The 20131-nt window shown below is 37.7% G+C and carries 19 protein-coding genes; 10 read left to right on the top strand and 9 right to left on the bottom strand.

Annotated features, from left to right (window positions below; genetic code table 11):
• Positions 1 to 263: 263 nt before the first annotated feature.
• Both G6N06_RS09885 and G6N06_RS09880 read left to right on the top strand, forming a co-directional pair.
• Complete coding sequence (locus tag G6N06_RS09885; RefSeq protein ID WP_163516385.1) at positions 264 to 1211, top strand: NAD(P)H-dependent flavin oxidoreductase; 948 nt, start codon at positions 264 to 266, stop codon at positions 1209 to 1211.
• Between the two features lie 114 nt (positions 1212 to 1325).
• Entirely contained in the window at positions 1326 to 2531 is a 1206-nt protein-coding gene (locus tag G6N06_RS09880; protein ID WP_163516383.1) for an NAD(P)/FAD-dependent oxidoreductase, read from the top strand.
• Positions 2532 to 2568: 37 nt separating this feature from the next.
• On the opposite strand, the gene G6N06_RS09875 is transcribed toward G6N06_RS09880, so the two are convergent.
• Positions 2569 to 3213 carry an alpha/beta hydrolase gene (locus G6N06_RS09875; RefSeq protein WP_163516381.1) on the bottom strand — a complete coding sequence of 215 codons (645 nt, stop codon included), beginning with the start codon at positions 3211 to 3213 and terminating at the stop codon, positions 2569 to 2571.
• 272 nt (positions 3214 to 3485) lie between these two features.
• Here G6N06_RS09875 and G6N06_RS09870 point away from each other — a divergent pair, with 272 nt between their 5' ends.
• The 8 genes from G6N06_RS09870 (at position 3486) to G6N06_RS09835 (ending at position 11659) form a co-directional block, all read left to right on the top strand.
• Complete coding sequence (locus G6N06_RS09870; RefSeq protein WP_163516379.1) at positions 3486 to 3911, top strand: PaaI family thioesterase; 426 nt, start codon at positions 3486 to 3488, stop codon at positions 3909 to 3911.
• A gap of 1 nt (position 3912) precedes the next feature.
• A complete protein-coding gene (locus G6N06_RS09865) occupies positions 3913 to 5073 on the top strand; it encodes a chorismate-binding protein (protein ID WP_163516377.1) in 1161 nt (386 codons plus the stop codon).
• A gap of 426 nt (positions 5074 to 5499) precedes the next feature.
• Complete coding sequence (gene menD / locus G6N06_RS09860; protein ID WP_163516375.1) at positions 5500 to 7257, top strand: 2-succinyl-5-enolpyruvyl-6-hydroxy-3-cyclohexene-1-carboxylate synthase; 1758 nt, start codon at positions 5500 to 5502, stop codon at positions 7255 to 7257.
• A gap of 87 nt (positions 7258 to 7344) precedes the next feature.
• Positions 7345 to 7686: a DUF2853 family protein gene (locus G6N06_RS09855; RefSeq protein WP_163516373.1), complete on the top strand. Its 342-nt coding sequence runs from the start codon at positions 7345 to 7347 to the stop codon at positions 7684 to 7686.
• Positions 7687 to 7785: 99 nt separating this feature from the next.
• Positions 7786 to 8616, top strand: a complete 831-nt coding sequence (locus G6N06_RS09850; protein WP_163516372.1) for a CvfB family protein — start codon at positions 7786 to 7788, stop codon at positions 8614 to 8616.
• Positions 8617 to 8637: 21 nt separating this feature from the next.
• Entirely contained in the window at positions 8638 to 9477 is an 840-nt protein-coding gene (locus tag G6N06_RS09845; RefSeq protein WP_163516370.1) for a 1,4-dihydroxy-2-naphthoyl-CoA synthase, read from the top strand.
• Between the two features lie 18 nt (positions 9478 to 9495).
• A complete protein-coding gene (gene menA, locus G6N06_RS09840; protein WP_163516368.1) occupies positions 9496 to 10398 on the top strand; it encodes a 1,4-dihydroxy-2-naphthoate octaprenyltransferase in 903 nt (300 codons plus the stop codon).
• A 583-nt stretch (positions 10399 to 10981) separates the two neighbouring features.
• A complete protein-coding gene (locus G6N06_RS09835; RefSeq protein WP_163516366.1) occupies positions 10982 to 11659 on the top strand; it encodes a metal-dependent hydrolase in 678 nt (225 codons plus the stop codon).
• Positions 11660 to 11776: 117 nt separating this feature from the next.
• Here the strand turns inward: G6N06_RS09835 and G6N06_RS09830 are convergent, their stop codons facing one another.
• From G6N06_RS09830 to G6N06_RS09795, 8 genes are all read right to left on the bottom strand, one after another.
• A complete protein-coding gene (locus G6N06_RS09830) occupies positions 11777 to 13768 on the bottom strand; it encodes a mechanosensitive ion channel family protein (RefSeq protein ID WP_205334754.1) in 1992 nt (663 codons plus the stop codon).
• Positions 13769 to 13779: 11 nt separating this feature from the next.
• Complete coding sequence (locus tag G6N06_RS09825; RefSeq protein WP_163516363.1) at positions 13780 to 14256, bottom strand: YqhA family protein; 477 nt, start codon at positions 14254 to 14256, stop codon at positions 13780 to 13782.
• Between the two features lie 25 nt (positions 14257 to 14281).
• Complete coding sequence (locus G6N06_RS09820; protein ID WP_163516361.1) at positions 14282 to 15298, bottom strand: DUF481 domain-containing protein; 1017 nt, start codon at positions 15296 to 15298, stop codon at positions 14282 to 14284.
• A gap of 133 nt (positions 15299 to 15431) precedes the next feature.
• On the bottom strand, positions 15432 to 16337 hold the full coding sequence (locus tag G6N06_RS09815; RefSeq protein WP_163516359.1) for a transporter: 906 nt from the start codon (positions 16335 to 16337) through the stop codon (positions 15432 to 15434).
• A gap of 119 nt (positions 16338 to 16456) precedes the next feature.
• Positions 16457 to 17593 (bottom strand): BamA/TamA family outer membrane protein, encoded by a 1137-nt coding sequence (locus G6N06_RS09810; RefSeq protein WP_163516357.1) that lies wholly within the window; start codon positions 17591 to 17593, stop codon positions 16457 to 16459.
• A gap of 61 nt (positions 17594 to 17654) precedes the next feature.
• The gene (locus tag G6N06_RS09805) at positions 17655 to 18686 is read right to left on the bottom strand and encodes a hypothetical protein (protein WP_163516355.1); all 1032 of its coding nucleotides are present in this window, start codon (positions 18684 to 18686) and stop codon (positions 17655 to 17657) included.
• Positions 18687 to 18714: 28 nt separating this feature from the next.
• Positions 18715 to 19416: a porin family protein gene (locus G6N06_RS09800; RefSeq protein ID WP_163516353.1), complete on the bottom strand. Its 702-nt coding sequence runs from the start codon at positions 19414 to 19416 to the stop codon at positions 18715 to 18717.
• Between the two features lie 36 nt (positions 19417 to 19452).
• On the bottom strand, positions 19453 to 20130 hold the full coding sequence (locus tag G6N06_RS09795; protein ID WP_163516351.1) for a hypothetical protein: 678 nt from the start codon (positions 20128 to 20130) through the stop codon (positions 19453 to 19455).
• Between the last annotated feature and the right edge of the window lies 1 nt (position 20131).

Here is a 20131-nt window from a genome sequence, read left to right as displayed (position 1 = left end):
TCTGAAAGGGTTTTGAGAATCTAACCCCTATCTGCCAACAAGCAAGCAAAACCCAAAACCGGAGCCATTGAACAAGACCTCACAGGATTTAAAAACCTGTGAGGTCTTTTTATGTTTTAAGGTGGAATTCTGCTCTGTTGATATGAAATTTACACTTCCGTATAACTTCATAATTTATTATGCATGCATAACATATTTTCATATATTTGCCTGACAAAATCGGACTAAGGTTTTCGAAACCGTCAAGTCTTTAATTAAATCTCATGTCAGCACAACTTAACCAACTTCTCAATATTAAATATCCCATCATCCAAGCTCCAATGTTTTTGGTGTCAAATACTGCTATGGTTATTGAAGCTATGAAAGGGGGGATTGCGGGATGCATTCCAGCCTTAAACTACAGAACATTGCCAGAGCTTAAAGCTGCCATTCATGAACTCAAAGCGGCCAAGGTGGAAGGTGGTTCTTTTGGATTCAATTTGATTGTCAACAAATCCAATATCAAGTACAAAGATCAACTCCGTGTATTATGTGAAGAAGGCTGTGACTTTATCATCACCTCTTTGGGAAGTCCGGAAGAAACTATCAACCAAGCGCATAAGGTGGGTATTAAGGTGCTTTGTGATGTGACCGATCTGAAATTCGCCCAAAAAGTTGAAGCTTTAGGGGCCGATGCCATTATTGCAGTCAATAATGAAGCAGGAGGACATCGTGGCGAAATTTCACCTAAGGATTTAATTGTTCTTTTGAAAAGCAATTGTAAGATTCCAGTGATTTCGGCTGGAGGTGTCGGTACGAAAGCGGAACTTGATACCATGTTGGGGTATGGCGCCGATGGCGTTTCTATTGGAAGTCCATTTATTGCCTCTATGGAAGCAGGTGTAACCGATGAGTATAAACAAGCCTGTGTCGATTATGGCGCCAATGATATTGTGATGACACAACGAATTTCCGGAACACCGTGTACGGTCATTAACACGCCTTACGTTCAAAAGATCGGCACTAAGGAATCGTGGTTGGAATCCGTGTTGAACAAAAACAAAAAACTCAAAAAATGGGTAAAGATGATCCGTTTCTCGATTGGTATGAGAGCTACGGAAAAAGCAGCAAAAGAAGCAACCTATAAAACCGTTTGGGTAGCGGGACCAAGTATTGAGCACACAACAGAAATTCTTCCTGTAAAATCAATTATTCAGAACCTCACAACTTAAAAGAGGCTAATGGGGTAGTCTTTTTTGTGAATGAGTTTTCTAAATGGATTAATTTTAACATAAAATCAAGAATCTTCGGTAATAATATCCTTAGTGGGATCCAAATTAGAATTTATGCGATTAACATCTGTAGAACCTTTTTGGCTGGTTAAAAACGGCATTCTTCATTCCTATCCTTCACTGAATGTAGATATAGAAACGGATATTGTTATTATTGGTGCTGGTATCACTGGCAGTTTAATTGCACATCAATGTATTTCCGATGGTTACAAAACGGTCATAGTCGACAAGCGGGAGGTGTGCCATGGGAGTACATCGGCGACAACCTCTATGCTCCAGTACGAAATTGATAAGCCACTCTTCGAGCTTATCGACATGATTGGCGAAAAAGGCGCCGTGTTAAGTTATAAAGCCTGTTTTGATTCTATTGACCAACTTCAAAAGATTTCAAAAAGCATAAAATCGACTTGTGGTTTCACAAAAAAGGAATCCTTGTATTTCGCATCAAGAAAAAAGGATGTGTCTTGGTTAAAGCAAGAGTTTGAAGCTCGAAAAAAACATGGATTTCCCGTAAAATGGTTGGAAGCAAAAGCCATTGAGAAACAATACCAACTCGCGAATTCGCATGGTGGTATTCTGTCAGATCAAGGTGGGAGTATAGATGCTTTTCAATTGGCGCATGATCTGTTATACCATAATCATAAAAATGGTTTACAGATTTACGACAAAACCGATGTGGTTAAGATTGAATACCGCAGTAAGGACGTTTTGGTACATACCGAATTCGAAAAGACCATTAAGGCCAAAAAAATCATCTTTTGCAATGGTTTTGAAAGCACAGAGATCATACCTGAGAAAATTGTGAATCTTTTGTCTACCTATGCCATAGTTGGCGAACAGAATGAAGATGACCAATCACATTTACAAAACACTTTGTTTTGGAACACTTCCGATCCGTACAATTATATGAGAACTACCGATGATAACCGTTTTTTGATTGGTGGTGAGGATGAAGATTTTGTCAATGCCGATAAAAGAGATGCATTGCTCAAAAAGAAAGCAAGAAAGTTAGAAAAAACCATGACCAAGATATTCCCCAATTATACGTTTAGAGTCGATTTTGGCTGGGCAGGAACTTTTGGAGAAACCTGGGACGGCTTACCTTATATTGGTAAACATCCCGATTTTAAAAATGCGTATTTCGTGTTGGGCTTTGGCGGTAATGGGATTACCTTTTCAGTTATTGGCATGGATATGGTATCGGCGATGTTAAAGGGAGAAAAACATGAACTCTCTGAATACTTTAAATTTGGCAGATAAATTACGCTGGAAACAGGAACAGTAATTTAAAATCGCACTAAGCAATCTGCTTAATCAGTGATGTATTGACTTCATGTTTGCCGTCAAATGGCATAATTTGCAATTCGCAATGGCCAAACAGTTCGAAAGCTCTGTTTTTTTCTAAGGACAGGCGATCTTCGTCGAGGTATTCATCATTAGTTCCATAAATCAAAGAGATTTTTGTCATCGGGTCTAAAAATTTAAAATCAGCAGCAGTTAATTCCTTGGGAATCCCACCAGACATCATCACGATTTGAGAGCACCTCAATTGCCGTTTGGCGATATATCTCAAAGCAACAGAAACACCCTGTGAATATCCCAACATAATTAGATTCTGATTTTTGGAAAGATGTTCCGCATTAAGAACAGCATCAAGATAACGCATTACATTTTCAGTTTCTTTGATAGTGTTTTCCTTGGTCAACCAACTGGCACCTACATGTTTTAATCTGGAGCTTACATAATATTTACTTTGTGCTTGAGGAGCAATAATATAGTTTTCTTCAGGATTCAATTCCGCAAAATATTTCAAAAAATACCGGCTCAAATAACCCATGCCATGACAGGCGAACCATACGTTTTTTGTGCTATCAGATAAGGTGTTTAGAGCGGAGTAGGAGTTTGTGGTTTGGTAGGTGATTTCTTTTTCTGTTGGCTTCATGCTTTTGACATTTATTATTCCATAAAGATACTGAGATAAGAATTGATAAAAAATTCAGGATTCAAGATTCAAGATTCAGGATTCAAGATTCAGGATTCAAGACAAAACAGAAAATAATCTACTTTGAATACATAAGAACAACAATCAATATAGAAATGACCATATTTTTTTTTAAAAACCCGAAACAAGAAACAAGAAACAAGAAACAAGAAATCTGAAACCTGAAAGATTGTTTTGTACCTTTACATTCGATTTGAAAAACCCAATTTTATATGCAATTATCTAAAGAAGCTATTCTGGCAAAAGCAAATAGTGCCAGTAAGAATACCTTAATGGAGACCTTGAATATTGAAATGATAGACTATGGCCCCGATTTTTTAGTGGCGAAAATGCCTGTCAATTCGCGTGTATATCAACCTGACGGCGTACTTCATGGTGGGGCCACCGCTGCTTTAGCCGAAAGCGTTGGGAGTTTTGCGTCTCACATTTTTTTAGATACTGAGCATTTGTTTGTCCGCGGCATCGAAATAACCGCTAACCATTTAAAGTCAGTTAAGGACGGGTTTGTCTATGCTAAAGCGACTTTTCTTCACAAAGGCAGAACCACTCAGCTTTTGGATATAAGGATTACAGATGATCACGATAACTTGATCTCCATCTGCAGATTGTCTACCATCAGCTTACCAAAAAGCAAATAAAATGGTTTTGGATCAATTTTTTGAGCAGATCAAAAAGCAGTATGATGAGAAGTTACCTTTTGTGGTTTATAGAAAACCGAATTCGTCAGAACTGAAGCGTATGTTTCAGCATGATGATGCTTTGCATGTGGTTGTTGATTTTTCTGAAAGCGGATTCGTATTTGCTCCTTTTGACAGCCTTCAAGAAGCCTATATACTTCCCATAGAACATGCGGATGTTATTTGTGCGAAATTTGATAAAAATGATTTTTCGGAAACTGAGATTAGGAGTCATGAAACGTCAGATATTGTCAATAACAATAAAGAATCGGAAAAATTATCACATATTAAGCACGTTGAAAAAGGGATTGAGGCGATTGCTAAAGGCAGCTTTTCAAAAGTGGTACTTTCAAGGCGAGAACTTATTGAGAATGTAGGTACTTCTCCCATTGAAATTTTCAAACGTTTATTACAGCGCTACCCAACCGCCTTTGTATATTGTTGGTACCATCCAAAAGTAGGCCTGTGGTTAGGAGCAACGCCAGAAACCTTATTGAATGTAAGGGGCGATCAATTAAAAACCATGTCTTTGGCAGGTACCCAAGCTTTTGAAGGAAGTGCAGATGTAATATGGAAGGACAAAGAGAAGGAAGAACAACAAATAGTTACTGATTTTATTGTTGAAAGTCTGCGGGAATCAGTTGGCAATTGGCAATTTTCATCTGACTTCATAAAAGTATCGGAGCAAAAAACCGTAAGAGCTGGAAATCTTTTACATCTTCAAACAGAGATTTCTATGCGATTGTCACCTGAAACGAGAGGCCTCAAGCCCATCTTAGAAGCCCTACATCCAACCCCAGCAGTTTGTGGTTTCCCAAAAGAAAAGTCCAAATCGTATATTGTTGAAAATGAAGGTTATCCTCGTGAATTCTATGCGGGATTTATGGGCGAATTGCACCTGAAAGAGAGAATCAGCAGAAACCCCAACCGACGCAATGTAGAAAATAATGCCTACAGGGTTCAAAAATCGGTTTCCGACCTTTATGTCAATTTGCGTTGTATGCAGATGAAAGATCATCAGGTCTTTATCTATGTTGGTGGCGGGATTACTAAAGACTCTGACCCTGTATCGGAATGGGAAGAAACGGTGCATAAATCGAAGATTATCAAAAGTGTGCTGTAGAGATGAAAAAGGGATTAGGAATTAGGTATTGGGGATTAGTTCCACGCACACATTAAAGGAAGAAATCTGCACAATCTGCTGGAGATAAAAAGTTATTGCACTAAGTTCCACAAAGGAGGCACTAAGTTCCGCAGAGGAAATGCTAAGGTTTGAATGAAGTAACATTCTGCGTAAATCTGCGTAATCAGCGGGAAATAATAGTTGTGCCAAAGAGGTTCCACAAAGACATCAAGGATTCTTTCAAAAGTAAAGTACTCAACTAAAGTCAAGCTTGTCCTAAATTGGGAGTTTGGAATTTGCCTGCCTGTGGGCGGATAGGGGATTTGAAATTTTGGTTTTTGATTTTTTAAACTTTGTAGTTTTTCAGGCGATAATTTTTCAATTAGCTCACCTAAATTCGTACTTTTGCGATAAGATTATCCATGAATGAAATATCCTAAAATTCCGCTTGCTCAGACCGTTATTCAGCTTTGCAAAGCAAAAAACATAAAACATATTGTTATCTCACCAGGCAGCAGAAACGCACCTTTGACCATCGGTTTTTCCAACGATCCATTTTTTAAATGTTACAGTATTGTAGATGAGCGCTGTGCGGCTTTTTTCGCCCTTGGTATTGCCCAGCAGATTGAAGCACCTGTTGCGGTGGTCTGTACTTCTGGAAGTGCATTGCTCAATTATTATCCTGCGGTTGCGGAAGCATTTTATAGTGAAATCCCGTTAATTGTTCTTTCTGCCGATCGGCCAAAACACCTTCAGAATATTGGTGACGGACAAACTATCAATCAGAAAAACGTATTTGAGAATCATATACTCCATTCTGCAAATTTAAAATTGGATGTAAAGGACGAACTGAATATTCCCGTAACTGAGGACATTCCTATTTTAAAGAATATTGAAGACAAACTGGAACGTTTATTAGGTCTTCAAAAGGATATTCAAAAGTTTAATGAACAAGAATTGAACGATGCCATAAATAAATCCATCTTCAAAAAAGGACCGGTTCATATCAATGTACCATTCGATGAACCGCTTTATGAGATGGTTGATGCTTTAACCGTTGCGCCAAAGAACATACCCATCGAATTGGAAGAACCCAAAATGGATTCATATATCATGGACCAATGTTTGAACGATTGGCGAAAAGCAAAGCGAAAAATGGTATTGGTAGGCGAGTACGCTCCTGATAAAATTGATCAAAAATGGCTAAACTTATTGGCGAAAGATGACAGTGTTATTGTCTTAACCGAAACCACTTCCAATTTGGACCACGGCACATTTATTACGAGCATTGACAAGTTGATAGCGCCTCTTCAAAAGGAAGGTTTCATAAAATTGCAACCAGAGATCCTCATCACTTTTGGGGGGATGGTAGTCTCTAAGAAGATCAAGGCTTTTTTGAGGGAATACCAACCCAAAGAACACTGGCATATCAGTGAAACCAGAGCCTATGATACATATTTTTGTTTGACCCAACATATTAAAGAAACCCCCAATTATTTTTTTAGTGAGTTTCTTCCAAAAGCCGAGCAGGTAAAAAGTTCCTATAGAAATTATTGGACGGGAATTAAGATGGAGCGAAACAAAAAGCACAACAGTTTTTTGGAGAAAATATCGTTTTCCGACTTTAAGGTTTTTGATACGCTTTTTAAAACACTTCCTAATGATACTATTTTGCAAATAGGGAACAGTTCGGCCATTAGATATGCACAACTATTTGACATCCATAAATCCATTGAAGTGTTCTGTAATAGAGGCACAAGTGGGATAGATGGGAGTACATCAACGGCGATAGGATGTGCTTTGGCCCATAAACGACAGACTACTTTTATAACGGGTGATTTGAGTTTCTTCTATGATAGTAACGCCCTTTGGAACAATTATATCCCGGATTCCTTTAGAATAATTGTGATCAATAATGGTGGAGGCGGTATTTTTAGAATTCTTCCTGGACATAAAAACACGAAGAATTTCGATACATTTTTTGAAACCAAGCATAAATTGACCGCACAACATTTAGCCGAAATGTACAATTTTAAATATAAGAAAGTGTCTTCCCAAAATGATTTGAGTATTGCGCTCAATACCTTTTACAAAGAAAGTAAGTCGCCAAAAATTCTCGAAATTTATACCGCAGACCAAGCAAATGATGAAATTTTGCTGGAGTATTTTAAGTATATAAAATAATCATTAAATCTGTTGGCAAATTTTTATATCTCTGTTAAATTTTAGTATATTGAGACACTAAATAATGTAACTTAAAACTTTTCAATAATGAGTAAAAGAGATGAATTAATTACAAAGTATGCTGCAGACTTAAAGGAGAAATGTGGCGTGAATGCTGACATGGATTTATTGACCAAGGTAACCATTGGTTGTGGTCCATCAATTTACAATGCCGACGCATCAACAGTTTCAGGTACTGATCCTAATGAAATCGCAACCGTTAAAAACAACTTTCTAATTAAAAAACTTGGATTGAAAGATGGTCCGGAGTTGGATAAGGGGATTGATTCAGTTATGGAAATCTATGGCAAATCAAACAGAAATAAATATAGAGCTGTGGTTTATTATTTATTGACAAAACACTTTAAGAAAGAAGCTGTTTACAAATAATAAATTCCAACCTCTAAATAAAAAAAGCGTTACTTCTGAAATTTCAGAACAGTATCGCTTTTTTTGTTGGATAAACATGAATATACTTACCTTTGCACCATGATACATATTGGAGAATATAATACCTTAGAAATAATTCGTGAGGCTGAACAAGGCGTCTATATTGCTGATACGGAAGGCAACGAAGTGTTGTTGCCAAACAGATATGTTCCTGAAACGTATCAGATTTGGGATAAAATTGAAGTCTTTGTTTATTTGGACAATGAAGAACGCCTTGTTGCTGTAACCGATAAGCCCTATATAACACGCGGGGAATTTGCAATGTTGCGCTGCAACCAAGTCACTGACCACGGAGCTTTCTTGGACTGGGGCATGGTAAAGGAGCTGTTCTGTCCATTCAAGGAACAGGTTTTTAAAATGAAAGCTGGCGGGTGGTATCTGGTGCATTGTTATTTGGATGAAAAAACAGGCCGATTGGCAGCTTCCAGTAAAACCAATCGTTTTTTGGATAATAAAGATCTGACGGTTACCCAATTTGAAGAAGTGGACGTCATTATTTCGCATCCTTCAGACATTGGAATGAATGTTATTGTAAATAATAAACATGCTGGATTGATTTTTCAAGATGATATTTATAAAGAATTGAGTGTTGGCGACCGAATGAAGGGTTTCGTCAAAAAAATCAGACCTGACAATAAATTGGACATCACTTTAGAGAAGATTGGGTACAGGAAAATTGAGCCGAATGCCGATGCCATCATGCATGAATTGGAAGACAATGGCGGATATCTCAATTTAACGGATAAATCAGATCCAGAGGATATAAAAGAAATGCTCCAAATGAGCAAGAAGACCTTTAAAAAAGCCATAGGCACTTTATATAAACAACGGTTAATCGAAATTAAGGAAGATGGCATTTATCTTATTTAATTCATTTTAAAAACACAATACATGAGTCAAATCAACTGGAAAACTGTAAAGGAATACCAAGATATCACCTATAAAAAAAGTAATGGTGTCGCCCGAATAGCGTTTAACAGACCTGATGTCAGAAACGCATTTAGACCTCAAACCACAAGTGAACTGTACGATGCGTTTTACGATGCCAATGAAGATGTGAATATTGGTGTGGTCTTATTATCTGCTGAAGGACCATCGTCTAAAGATGGAGTCTATTCCTTTTGTAGTGGCGGCGATCAAAAAGCCAGAGGGAAGCAAGGTTACGTGGGCGAGGATGGCTATCATCGGTTAAATATCTTAGAAGTACAACGTTTGATCAGGTTCATGCCTAAGGCAGTCATTGCTGTGGTTCCAGGATGGGCCGTTGGCGGTGGCCATAGTTTGCATGTGGTGTGCGATCTTACTTTAGCCAGTAAGGAACATGCAATCTTTAAGCAAACTGATGCCGATGTGACCAGTTTTGACGGTGGTTATGGTTCTGCTTACCTTGCAAAAATGGTGGGTCAGAAAAGAGCTCGAGAAATCTTTTTCTTGGGAAGAGATTACTCTGCGCAAGAAGCCTATGAAATGGGAATGGTGAATGCCGTTATTCCGCATGCCGAATTGGAAAATACAGCCTATCAATGGGCACAGGAAATCTTAGCGAAGTCGCCTACTTCTATAAAAATGTTGAAGTTCGCGATGAACTTGACTGATGATGGGATGGTCGGCCAGCAGGTTTTTGCTGGAGAAGCAACGCGTCTTGCCTATATGACTGAAGAAGCCATTGAAGGTCGAAATGCCTTTTTGGAAAAGCGAAAGCCCAATTTTGAGAAAAAATGGATTCCATAAACCACCCAAAATTTTAGAATGGAAAGATTAAAATCTTGGTTTTCAGCGTTCAGATTGCGAACGCTGCCATTATCTATTTCAGGAATTGTTATAGGAGCTTGTTTTGCTGTTTATAACGGATTTTTCAGTTCTTTAGTTTTTATATTGGCTTTATTGGTAACACTTTCACTGCAAATTCTCTCAAATTTGGCCAATGACTATGGCGACGGAATAAAAGGCACTGATAATGAAAATAGAGTCGGCCCCATGCGTGCCGTTCAAAGTGGAAAAATCACTCCGGAACAAATGTTTGAAGCATTGAAAATCAATGTCTTGATCGTTATATTTTTGACCATACTTCTCATTTATACGGCTTTTGGACACGGTTATTTCTTATACTCTCTCTTCTTTTTGGGCCTGGGAGGACTTTCGGTTTATGCAGCGATGAAATATACCATGGGCGATTCAGCTTATGGGTATAGAGGTTTAGGTGATGTTTTTGTACTTGTGTTCTTCGGATTTGTGAGTGTTGTTGGGAGCTATTTCCTATTCTCCAAACAATTGGATCATATCGTTGTACTCCCTTCCATTGCTGTTGGTCTGTTAAGTGTAGGCGTGCTCAATCTCAATAATATGAGGGACATTGAGTCGGATAAACTCTCAAATAAAATTACTACTGCAGTGAAATTGGGTAAGGAAAAATCTAAAAAATACCATTTATTTCTCGTCATTAGTGCTATGATTGTTGGGGTAGTATTTGCCATTTTGTATTATACATCATTTTGGAATTTCCTCTTTTTTATATCCTATATTCCGCTTGCAATTCACATTAAAAAAATAATAAGTGCTCAAGTATCCTCTGATTTCGATTCGCAATTAAAAGTGTTGGCATTGTCCACATTTTTGTTTTCATTGTTATTGGGCATCGGTTATATTTTGTAAAAACAATCGTTGAGATTTGGTGATCAATGATTTAAGTTGTATATTTAAAAGTAATTTTTAAGCCAACATTCATTTTCTTAATCAGTTGGTTATAAAATTTGGGGCTTTAAAACTCAGGCACATTCTTCAATTTGTCTGAGTTTTTTTAGTGAAACCCTATTTTGAAAAGCATAAAATGCGCATTCAAAATAGCTGGTTGAACTAACCCCGCTTTTTGGCGGGGTCTCAAGCTAACAAAAGCGATATTTCTGTACCCTATTTTGAAAAGCATGAAATGCGCATTCAAAATAGCTGGTTGAACTAACCCCGCTTTTTGGTGGGGTCTCAGGATGTAATGTCGAGTTTAGTTAGATTGTATCCGATTTTCTAATTCCAGGTTATAACCCGGAAACTACGCAATTAAAATAGACAGCAGACTCCCAATATTTATAAAATTTCAAGTTTCAAATCCCATCCAACCGCCATCTTACACATTCCATCTTCCCGAAATCCTACTTTTTATCGCGCACAAATGGACTCGTTCATAAATATTTTGAATATATTTAAGTCGTACAAATAATTCATACAACAAATTTCCAAAATCATGAAAATTACATATTACGGTCACTCCTGTTTAGGTATTGAAGTCAATGAGGTCAACATTTTAGTAGATCCTTTTATATCAGCGAATGAAAAAGCCTCACATATTGACATCAATACTTTAAAAGCCGATTATATTCTTTTAACGCATGCGCATCAAGATCATGTTTTAGATGCTGAAGCCATTGCTAAGCGCACCAATGCCATGATTGTGTCCAACTTTGAAATTACAAGTCATTTTGAGGCTATGGGATTGGAAGTACACCCCATGAATCATGGCGGCTCGTGGGATTTTGAATTTGGGACGGTCAAATACGTTACCGCTATCCACACGTCGTCATTTGCTGATGGAACTTATGGCGGGCAACCAGGAGGTTTTGTCATTGAAGGCGAACGAAAAAACATCTATATTGCTGGAGATACTGCGCTGACCATGGATATGAAACTTATTCCCATGCGCCTTAAACTTGATTTAGCGATTCTACCAATAGGAGACAACTTTACCATGGGTGTTGATGACGCCATCATTGCCAGTGATTTTCTCCAATGTGATAAAATTATGGGCTACCATTTTGACACCTTTGGTTATATCGAAATCGACCATGAAGAATCCAAACGTAAGTTTTTTGATAAGAATAAAGATTTGATGTTGTTGGGGATTGGAGAGGGGATTGAGTTGTAAATTAACTCAATATAACTCTCAATGAGCTTCTTTTTTTATCAGAAAAGGTTGCTGTTATTTATTCCCACCAGTGAGTTTTAATACCCCGAGGCTTGCCTCCATCGAAAAGACAATTCCTTATATATAGCTCGTGGGCTTGCCTGCCCGGTGCTGGTCGGACGGGTCCCGAGGTTCTTGATTCACTTTAATATTAAAGCTGGGTGCTTTATAATCTTTTGGAAGATACTCTGTAGGAATACCACTTTCGTTACCGTCCCTTGCTGCTCTGTAATGCGGAGATAAAATTTCAATGCCTCTTTCATTAAAAACATCTTGAATGTTCTGGTGCAATTCTGAATAAACCTGAGCCTGTCCCGATGCTTCCTGCGTATAGGCATTGAGTTGATAAACAATATAAAAATCGTCCAAACCAGTTTGATGTACAAAGGGTTTAGGGTGTTTTAAAATGAATTCAGATCGAGAGGCAGCTTCAATTAGGGCTTGGTGAACATCTGACCAAGGCACATTATAACCAATGGTTACGTTGGTGTGCAAGATTAAACCGTTGTCGTGGATTCCCGTGCTGTAGTTGACGGTATTTCCAGTGAGGATAGAGCCGTTTGGAATGGTAATGACTTCATTCTTTATGGTTCTAATTCGCGTTACCAATAACGATTTTTCAACCACATCACCCTTGATATCTGCTATTTTTATATGGTCGCCAATCCTAAACGGACGCATATAATTGATGATCAATCCAGCAATCATATTTGAAAGCGCTGTTGAAGATCCCAAGGATAGCAGGACACCTACAAAAACTGAAACTCCTTTAAATATATGCGAATCCGAACCCGGCAATAACGGAAAAATAAGAACGAAGGTGAATGCATATAAAAGAAATTTAATAATACTAAAGGTCGGTGGGGCCCAATCGGGATAAAAACCAGAAATTTTGAGTTTTTCTGATTCTATTTCCTGAAAAAAGTATCGTATAAATTTTATAATATATCGAATAACAAATATGATGACAAAAATTTTAAAAAGCTTAGGGAAATATTCCCAAACAGAAATGAAAATTGTCCGTAAAGGAGACCAAACAAGATTAAACAAGACATCGGCCCAATGTCGAGAGATAGGAAATATGCTAAATACAATGGGTAGGGCAATGTACAGCACTGAAAATAAAATGATCCAGCGGATAGATTTTAGAATGAACAGGATGACTTTTAGTTCCTGTTCTGCAGAAAGAAACGTATAATCCTTATAATTTAAACTTTTGAGCCACTTTTCTGATTTTTTCTCAATACGAGCCGCTGACCACCGATGCACTCTCTTGAGCAATCGCGTAAGTAACCATATAATGCCTATGACTAAAATCGCTAAAGCCAAACGCACCATTATTTTAGAAATTTTGCGTTCTTCCTTAAGATTTACGATTGAACTTGTGATTGCTTCTTTAAAATTATTTGCCAGAGACATGGCCGTAGTTTCGTGCCAAAGAGCGTCGTCTTCAGTTACACTGACAATGATAGTATTGCCATAGACAATGTCATAAGATAACTCAGAGTGTTCGACTATGATAGAATCAGAATTGAAAAAATCATCGTCATATAAGGCTTTTATTTTATTGCTTACATAAAACGCTCTGTCCTTTGGTGTTGAAGCACCAAGCTTGGCGTAAATAAGAAAAATGGTATCATTTTTTGGTCCGAATACTGGGTAGCCCTTAGTTGTTTCACGAAGCGAATCGATGAATGCTTTTCTGGAGTTGATATGGTCGACTCCAGTAGTGTCGGTATTCTTTAACGGATTCTGAACTTCCTTTTTGTTAAGTCCATCCTTTGGAGTAAAAGCAATGACTAACTCTTTTAAATACGCTTGTCTTACAGAATCAATGAGACGCTGTTTTTCTGAAGCAGAAAGGGTATGATCAGAATCATTTTGTTGAAAGAAGTAATAGGGATAGGCAGTGATAGAACTAAGACAGAGCAATAAAAAAAATGTCATTTTTGTAAAGGATGCTTTTTCTAAATGAGCGTGAAGATCAGATATAGCCAATCGTCTCCAACTTTTACGATTAGGCAAAATATTGAAGACATTCAGTGCTATGATCTTTGCTATGGAATACATCTCTAATAGGGTTATAATTTTTTAGCTTTTTTAATTAAAAATTTGGATAGTGAAATTAGTAAAATGGCGATGGGCGTCATTAATAATTCCCAGGTATAAACTCCTGATGCGGTGTAGATATCTCCAATGCATAAAAACACTAAAGTAGTCAAAACCGTATCCCACAAAATTAATTTCAGATCTGTAAAGTTGTGTACTTTAAGCCATTCTGGAGTGAAACTATCAACCCAATCCATGAACTTAGATGGTTTTAAGAAGAAAAGTTGGGCAAATCCTATTGCAAATATCAAGAATAGAAAACCTATTAAAAAGATATCTAAGGCTTCAAAAAGCATTAAACCAGGTCGAAATTCGGAATGTGCTTGCCCTTTTAAAACGCCGATAATTCCATGGACTGTTTCGTAAACTCCCATGACGATAAACAAAATGGCAATAACAAATGACGTTATAACTGGGATTGCAATGATAAATCTAAAAAATGTTTTCATAATATTATTATTTTGAGTTAATCAGTTAGTCAAGTTTCCAACCAAAGCCACTGCTAAAAACATAGTCAAATTCATTTCCGGCTATAGCGGGTTGGTTGTCATAATTTAAGGTGAAGCCTACTTTAATATAAAAATCCAAAGGCAAATCATATTTAAGGGTAATATTGTAATCCGTTCTAAATCTTTTTTTCTCAGAAAGACTTGTATAAAAGTCGACGCTTGTGCTTAAGTCGATATCCTCAAAATCGAACATATTAAAACTACCCGTCAGTACGGCCTCGGTGGACGTTTTGTTGAGAGAGGTGTCGACATAATTTTCAATATTATAGGTAATGCCAAGACTTGCGCCCAGATAAAGTCTATTGCTGCTAATGAGAAACTTTCCTGCACCAACCCGTGGATTTAAACGTCCGTCCAAAGCTTGTTCAGTGTTTGAAAGGAAAGACGCACCTCCCAATAAATACCATTTTTTTGCAAGGATTCTAATTAATGCCACACTGGCGTCCGTACGTTTAGTTTTGGCTGCCTTATCCTGTTCAGAGCTCATGAGATTAATATCTCCCTCAAACCTCCAATTCTTATCAACATAATCGACTGTGCCGCCAACATTAAATTGAGAGGTATTATTCGCTTTTGTAAAATTGAACCCAAAATCTACAGAACCAGTAATTCGGCTCCAGAAATTATCGTCAACCTCCTGCAACGAAATGATTTCATTGACATTAAAAATTTCACTGCTGTTATCGGCTAAAGTGACCTTCACCAATCCAGCGGTTTCTGTTCTAATATTTCCAAAGCGTCGTCTTCCATCCGTTAAAAGGATGAGACATTTTTTTTGAATGACGATACCTTTCACTTCATTAAATTCAATTTTAAAATCTTTATCACTATAGGAAGTTTTTAAAGTCAACACCCCTTTAATCAATGCTTTAACTTCGCCCACCAATACATCGTTATTTTTGAGTTGAATGGTATCGTTTTGAGCGGATAACGCGAAGCTTAACAATAAGCCAATGATTATTGGGTAGTTCTTTGCCTTCATTATACTAAATATTAATACAAATAAACTTAGGGAACTTGAGCTCGACGGTCCCATTCTTCAAACCTTGAAAAGAACATCTAAAATTTATGTTATAACTTAAAATCATCTTTATTTTTTATTAGATAACGATTGATCAGAAGATGATAGACCATACTGCACCAAATGTATTTGTATCCCCGCCTACGTCTGTTAGCGTTTGAGATCGGATGTAAACCAACTTAAAGCCTTGCTGTTTAAGTATTGGAAACCCGATAGACAAGGCTCCCATAATGTTCTCTTGTTCATCTTTAGGCTGGTTATTTATTATGGATTGTCCTGCCAAACCTGTTCCTAAACTTAGAGAGCCCCAAATGTTGTTATTGAATCTTCTAATGAGGTGCGTTTGCATGGCAAAAACCGGATCTTGCTTTCTTACGCTTGCATTGAAAAAATCGTTATTATTGGTATATATAAAGACCGAGCCTGTAAGTTCATAAGACCAATTTCCCCAAGTGTGGGTAAAACCCGCTTGGGGCCGGAATATAAATCGGTTTTGCCCTAAATTGAGCAATTTGTCGTTATAATATTCTCCTATCGGAAATGATACAGCCAATGAAACGCCAATAACTGTAAATACAGGGTGTGCCACCAAAAACTCGTGCAACTCCTTCGGCTCCATGGCAGATGGACCAATAATGTTTACAGAAAGCCGCAAACGAGGATCAGCAAAACCACTGCGATTGACCGATGCCGGGATTCCATTAAGCAAACCGTCCCAATGTGCTATGGCATACGGAATTAATACATCCAAACGTGCTAATTTTTTACCTAGTTTAAAAGGCCGAACGTATTGTAAAGCAAGGGCATTCTGTTTTATCCCGGCGTTTTCAATTTCCACAACTGGGTCAAAAGCAATATGGCCCTCGGTATACCCATAGCCAAAACCTACAATATTCGATTTAAGAGGTAAAGGCGTCCAGCGCCTTGGTTCAATATCTTGAGTATATACCTTAGTAACAAATAATAATAGAATCCATATGTACAACGGTCGGCAATGCATGGTAGCTTGATTTCTGTATTAATTCTTACGATTCATGTCTTTGTTCTTGGTTCTAACAGCGTAGCGGTCTTGATTCTTTTTACCGAGTATTTTAATTAGGTGTTAAATCCAATGGCTCCTTAAAACGCTTCTTCAATTCCAAAATAAATGCCAGTATGACCGTGCGGACCAAAACCAATATCCATTCTGAGATTTACATGTTCTTTCTTGTTAAACAGATAGCGAAGTCCTCCGCCAAAACTGAATTTCAAATCGTTGAGACTAAGATCGGTAATCTCGTTGCTAACATCGCCAATTCCTCCAAACGCCACAAACCCTAATCGTTTGGTGAAATATTGACGGTATTCTGTTTGTAAAGTCATGTAATTTTTATCTCTATACCTACCTTGAAAGTAACCACGCATGCGCTGATGGCCACCTAAGGCTGCCAATTCATAAAATGGTGCATTGCCACTGATGCTTTTGATATAGAGATTTGAGGCCAAAACTGCTTTTTTGAAAACCGATTTGAAATACCTCACATCAAGTTCAAAAGAGGTAAAGGTGTAATCACTGGGTTCAGTGTAGGCAATGAATTTTATATATTGATAATGACCGGAAGTAGGATAAAATAAATTGTCACGTCGATCCCATATAAGATTCATTCCCAAACCAAAAAGATTACCTCCTTGAGTACCATTTACTGATTCATCAATCAAGAATTGGTTATCCTTCCTATCTACTATAGCCGTATGTTTATAATCTAAGATAAACCCTGAGCGGTCGGAGAAAAACAATAGTGGAGGCACTTGCACTTCCAATTGGATACCGGTATCCTCCCTGAAATACTCTTCAGTGCCTGTTTCTACGGTTTCATTGCCCACGCCCCAAAATTTATCTTGAGCGTAACCAAATGACATAGGCATATGCATAACCAACTTATTGGAGTTGAAGTAGATGCTTGGGTTCACGGAAAACTTATACTGTTTGTTGGTGGTGTAAAATGCTCCGAACCCAACTTTTGAAGGTCTCAATCCTTCTGATTGATTGCTTGTATAAAATAAGAAAATCCCACCTGCACCAATGGCAGCTTGAGTTTCAGGTGTATAAAAAGCATAAGGATATCCATTAAAAGTTAGTTTTTTGGTTTTTACACTGTCTGAAGATCGAACGACCATAGAGTCAATGACTTGCTTACCATATTGACAAAAACTCAAGATGGGTAATAGAAGGATGACTATGAGAAGTACTGTTTTTATGATTTCTGGTTTTTGCAAAAATTAATTACCTATGTTCTTAAGATGATTTTTCAAATGATTAATTGGGGTTGTCATCCCTCTATAATAAAAAACGCCAGTTTACTGAAAACAATATCGATTTACGATCGCCTATAATACCTGCCTCAGTTCGGAAAATCCAATTCTTATTGAGCTGATATTGTGCCCCAATAATTCCATTCCAGCGTTCTTTGGCTTTTTTATCAAGCCCATATCTAATCACGGCAGAACCATCGGCGTCATCAATGGCTTCTACCAAAGGACCAAGGGTTTTGTCTGCAATTTTCTTTTGCGGAATTGTAGCTGTATTATTATACCAATCATCATAGTTGGCCACTATTTCATCGGCACGCGCCCAAGTTTCGTCCGGAAGAGCATCACTCAGTTGAATTTCACCAACGGTATTGGCACCCAATTTCACACTCATGGCACCGGCCCAAATCCCCAAGTTTCGGTAAGGTTTTGTGCTATGGACAAAGTTGTGGCCTAGTCTAGCGCCAAAGGTTTCTACCTTTACAGCTTTATCCAATAATTCAGGTTTGTTCCAGGTTATATTCCAATCCAGCGCCAACCAAACAGGTCCTATCCCACCACCAGCGGTTGCTCCAAAGCCATTGGAAGACAAATTTTGCTCCACAACCGATTTGAGTTCAATGGGGAATTTTAAGTTGATTTCAGTGGTAGATGTGCCTCTTCCAAAAAGGCCATATACGTTTAAAAACGGTAGCACCCATAAATCAGGACGAACAATTACTGTGCTCGCCGCACTGTAATTATTGCCAAATTCGATAAAGTCGATGCCCGTTAATGGGATATCTAAAGCATCAGTAAGAATTCCCAATTGCATGTTATCAATGATCAATCCTTGTTTGATATGGACATAATTCACCATGACCCCGGTTGGATAGGGGAGGTCAAAACCTTTTTGGTAAATCTTTTGCCCAAAGGCGGGAAAAATATTATCGTATTTCACTGCTTTTAAGCTGTCCGTATAGGCCTCGTGTATTTCCTTTACTTTTGTTGTGGCGTATTGTGCCTGCGCATGCGGTATAAGAAATAATGATACTATTAAGAGTAGATAGAGCCTTGTCATAGTTTTTTTATCTTTATTATAATTAATATTATTCTTCTTTGTCTTTATGGGCCCCTATAGGAATATTTACCTTTAAAAACCATGAGCTATTGTTGGTTCCCGATGTGTTTTTATACACGTTGGCAAAACCATGATAATATTTGACACCCACGGTCATTCCTTTATCAGCCATGATCTTGTAACCTGTACCAACGGTTATCCCTACATCCAGAGGATTGATCTTATCTTTATTGAAATCCTTTATATTAGTAGTTCGGTCATCGATGTCAGAATTAAACTCTACCCACGACTTATATCTAAGACTAAATTGAGGACCGGCTTCTAAATAAATTCTATTTTTAAAATTATATTTAAGCAATGCCGGTACCACAAAATAATTGATCTTTTGGCTGTAGCTGCCTTCTTCTTCCTGTGGAGTTATCTCAAGAAACGCCAAATCATTGGGGGTTAATTCATTGTCTCCCAACTTGGCTTTCACTAAAACTCCCGTATAAATATTCCATTGGTTTTTCAGTCGGAAATCAAAGTAGAAGCCGAGATTGAAAGATGACAATCTCTTATTGGCTTCTAATTGTGAAATGTCAGACCAATTAAAACCGCCCTCAAGTCCAAACTCCAATCCTTCGGAATTCAATTTATCACCAAATAAAATCGATAATAAAACTTGGGATTGCGAATTGACGCTTATGAGCATCATAGCTAAAACCAACAGAGTTTTCAGGTTCTTCATGAGGCTTTGAATTTTAATGTTGTTTATGGTTTATTTTTATTTTGTTTTAGCGTCGAAGCTTTTTACAATGCCTTTAACATAATCTGCAGCTGCTTTTGAAGCGTCTGATGGATCTTCAATTTTAGATGTTACGACGGCCAATAATTGTTCTTCTCCAGTTTCAGCCAGGTCATAAAACACCGTTTCTAACACATAATTGTGTGAGGTTCTGGTGGTGGTGGTTGCAGGTACGTAATTCCCATAAGTAGAATAGGACATTGGGTGACCATAGTACCTATTAAATCCGCCATAATAACGCGGATAATATCCATAATAATTACCTCCTGCATAATAGCCGCCGTCTTGAGTTGTTTGGGTTAAATTCTCTACGCTTTTCAATACGGTTAAAACGATGCCATCAAATCCCTCATTTTTTACCATGGAAACCATGTCGGCGATTTTATCTTCAGATAATTCTTGATCGGGATTAATCTTTGGAAATTTTGTATAGCTCGAGGTGGCTTTTATGCCTTTTGCGCTGAGTTGTTGTACAATTTCGTTCTCAAAGGCAATTCGTGCTTGATTATTGGCGGTTCTTGCAATAACAAGGAAATTATTGTCTTTTGCAGCATCGGCATTGTCACCTTTCCAAGAGCTTAACACTTTTGAACTTGAACAACCACTGAACATTAGTAGTAGTGTTATGCTTGCAATAAAATAGATTGACTTTTTCATG

This window comes from Gelidibacter japonicus (assembly GCF_010725055.1).
Taxonomy (GTDB): Bacteria; Bacteroidota; Bacteroidia; order Flavobacteriales; family Flavobacteriaceae; genus Gelidibacter; species Gelidibacter japonicus.
Note: the sequence above shows the minus strand (reverse complement) of the source record. Positions and strands in the feature narration are given on the sequence as shown.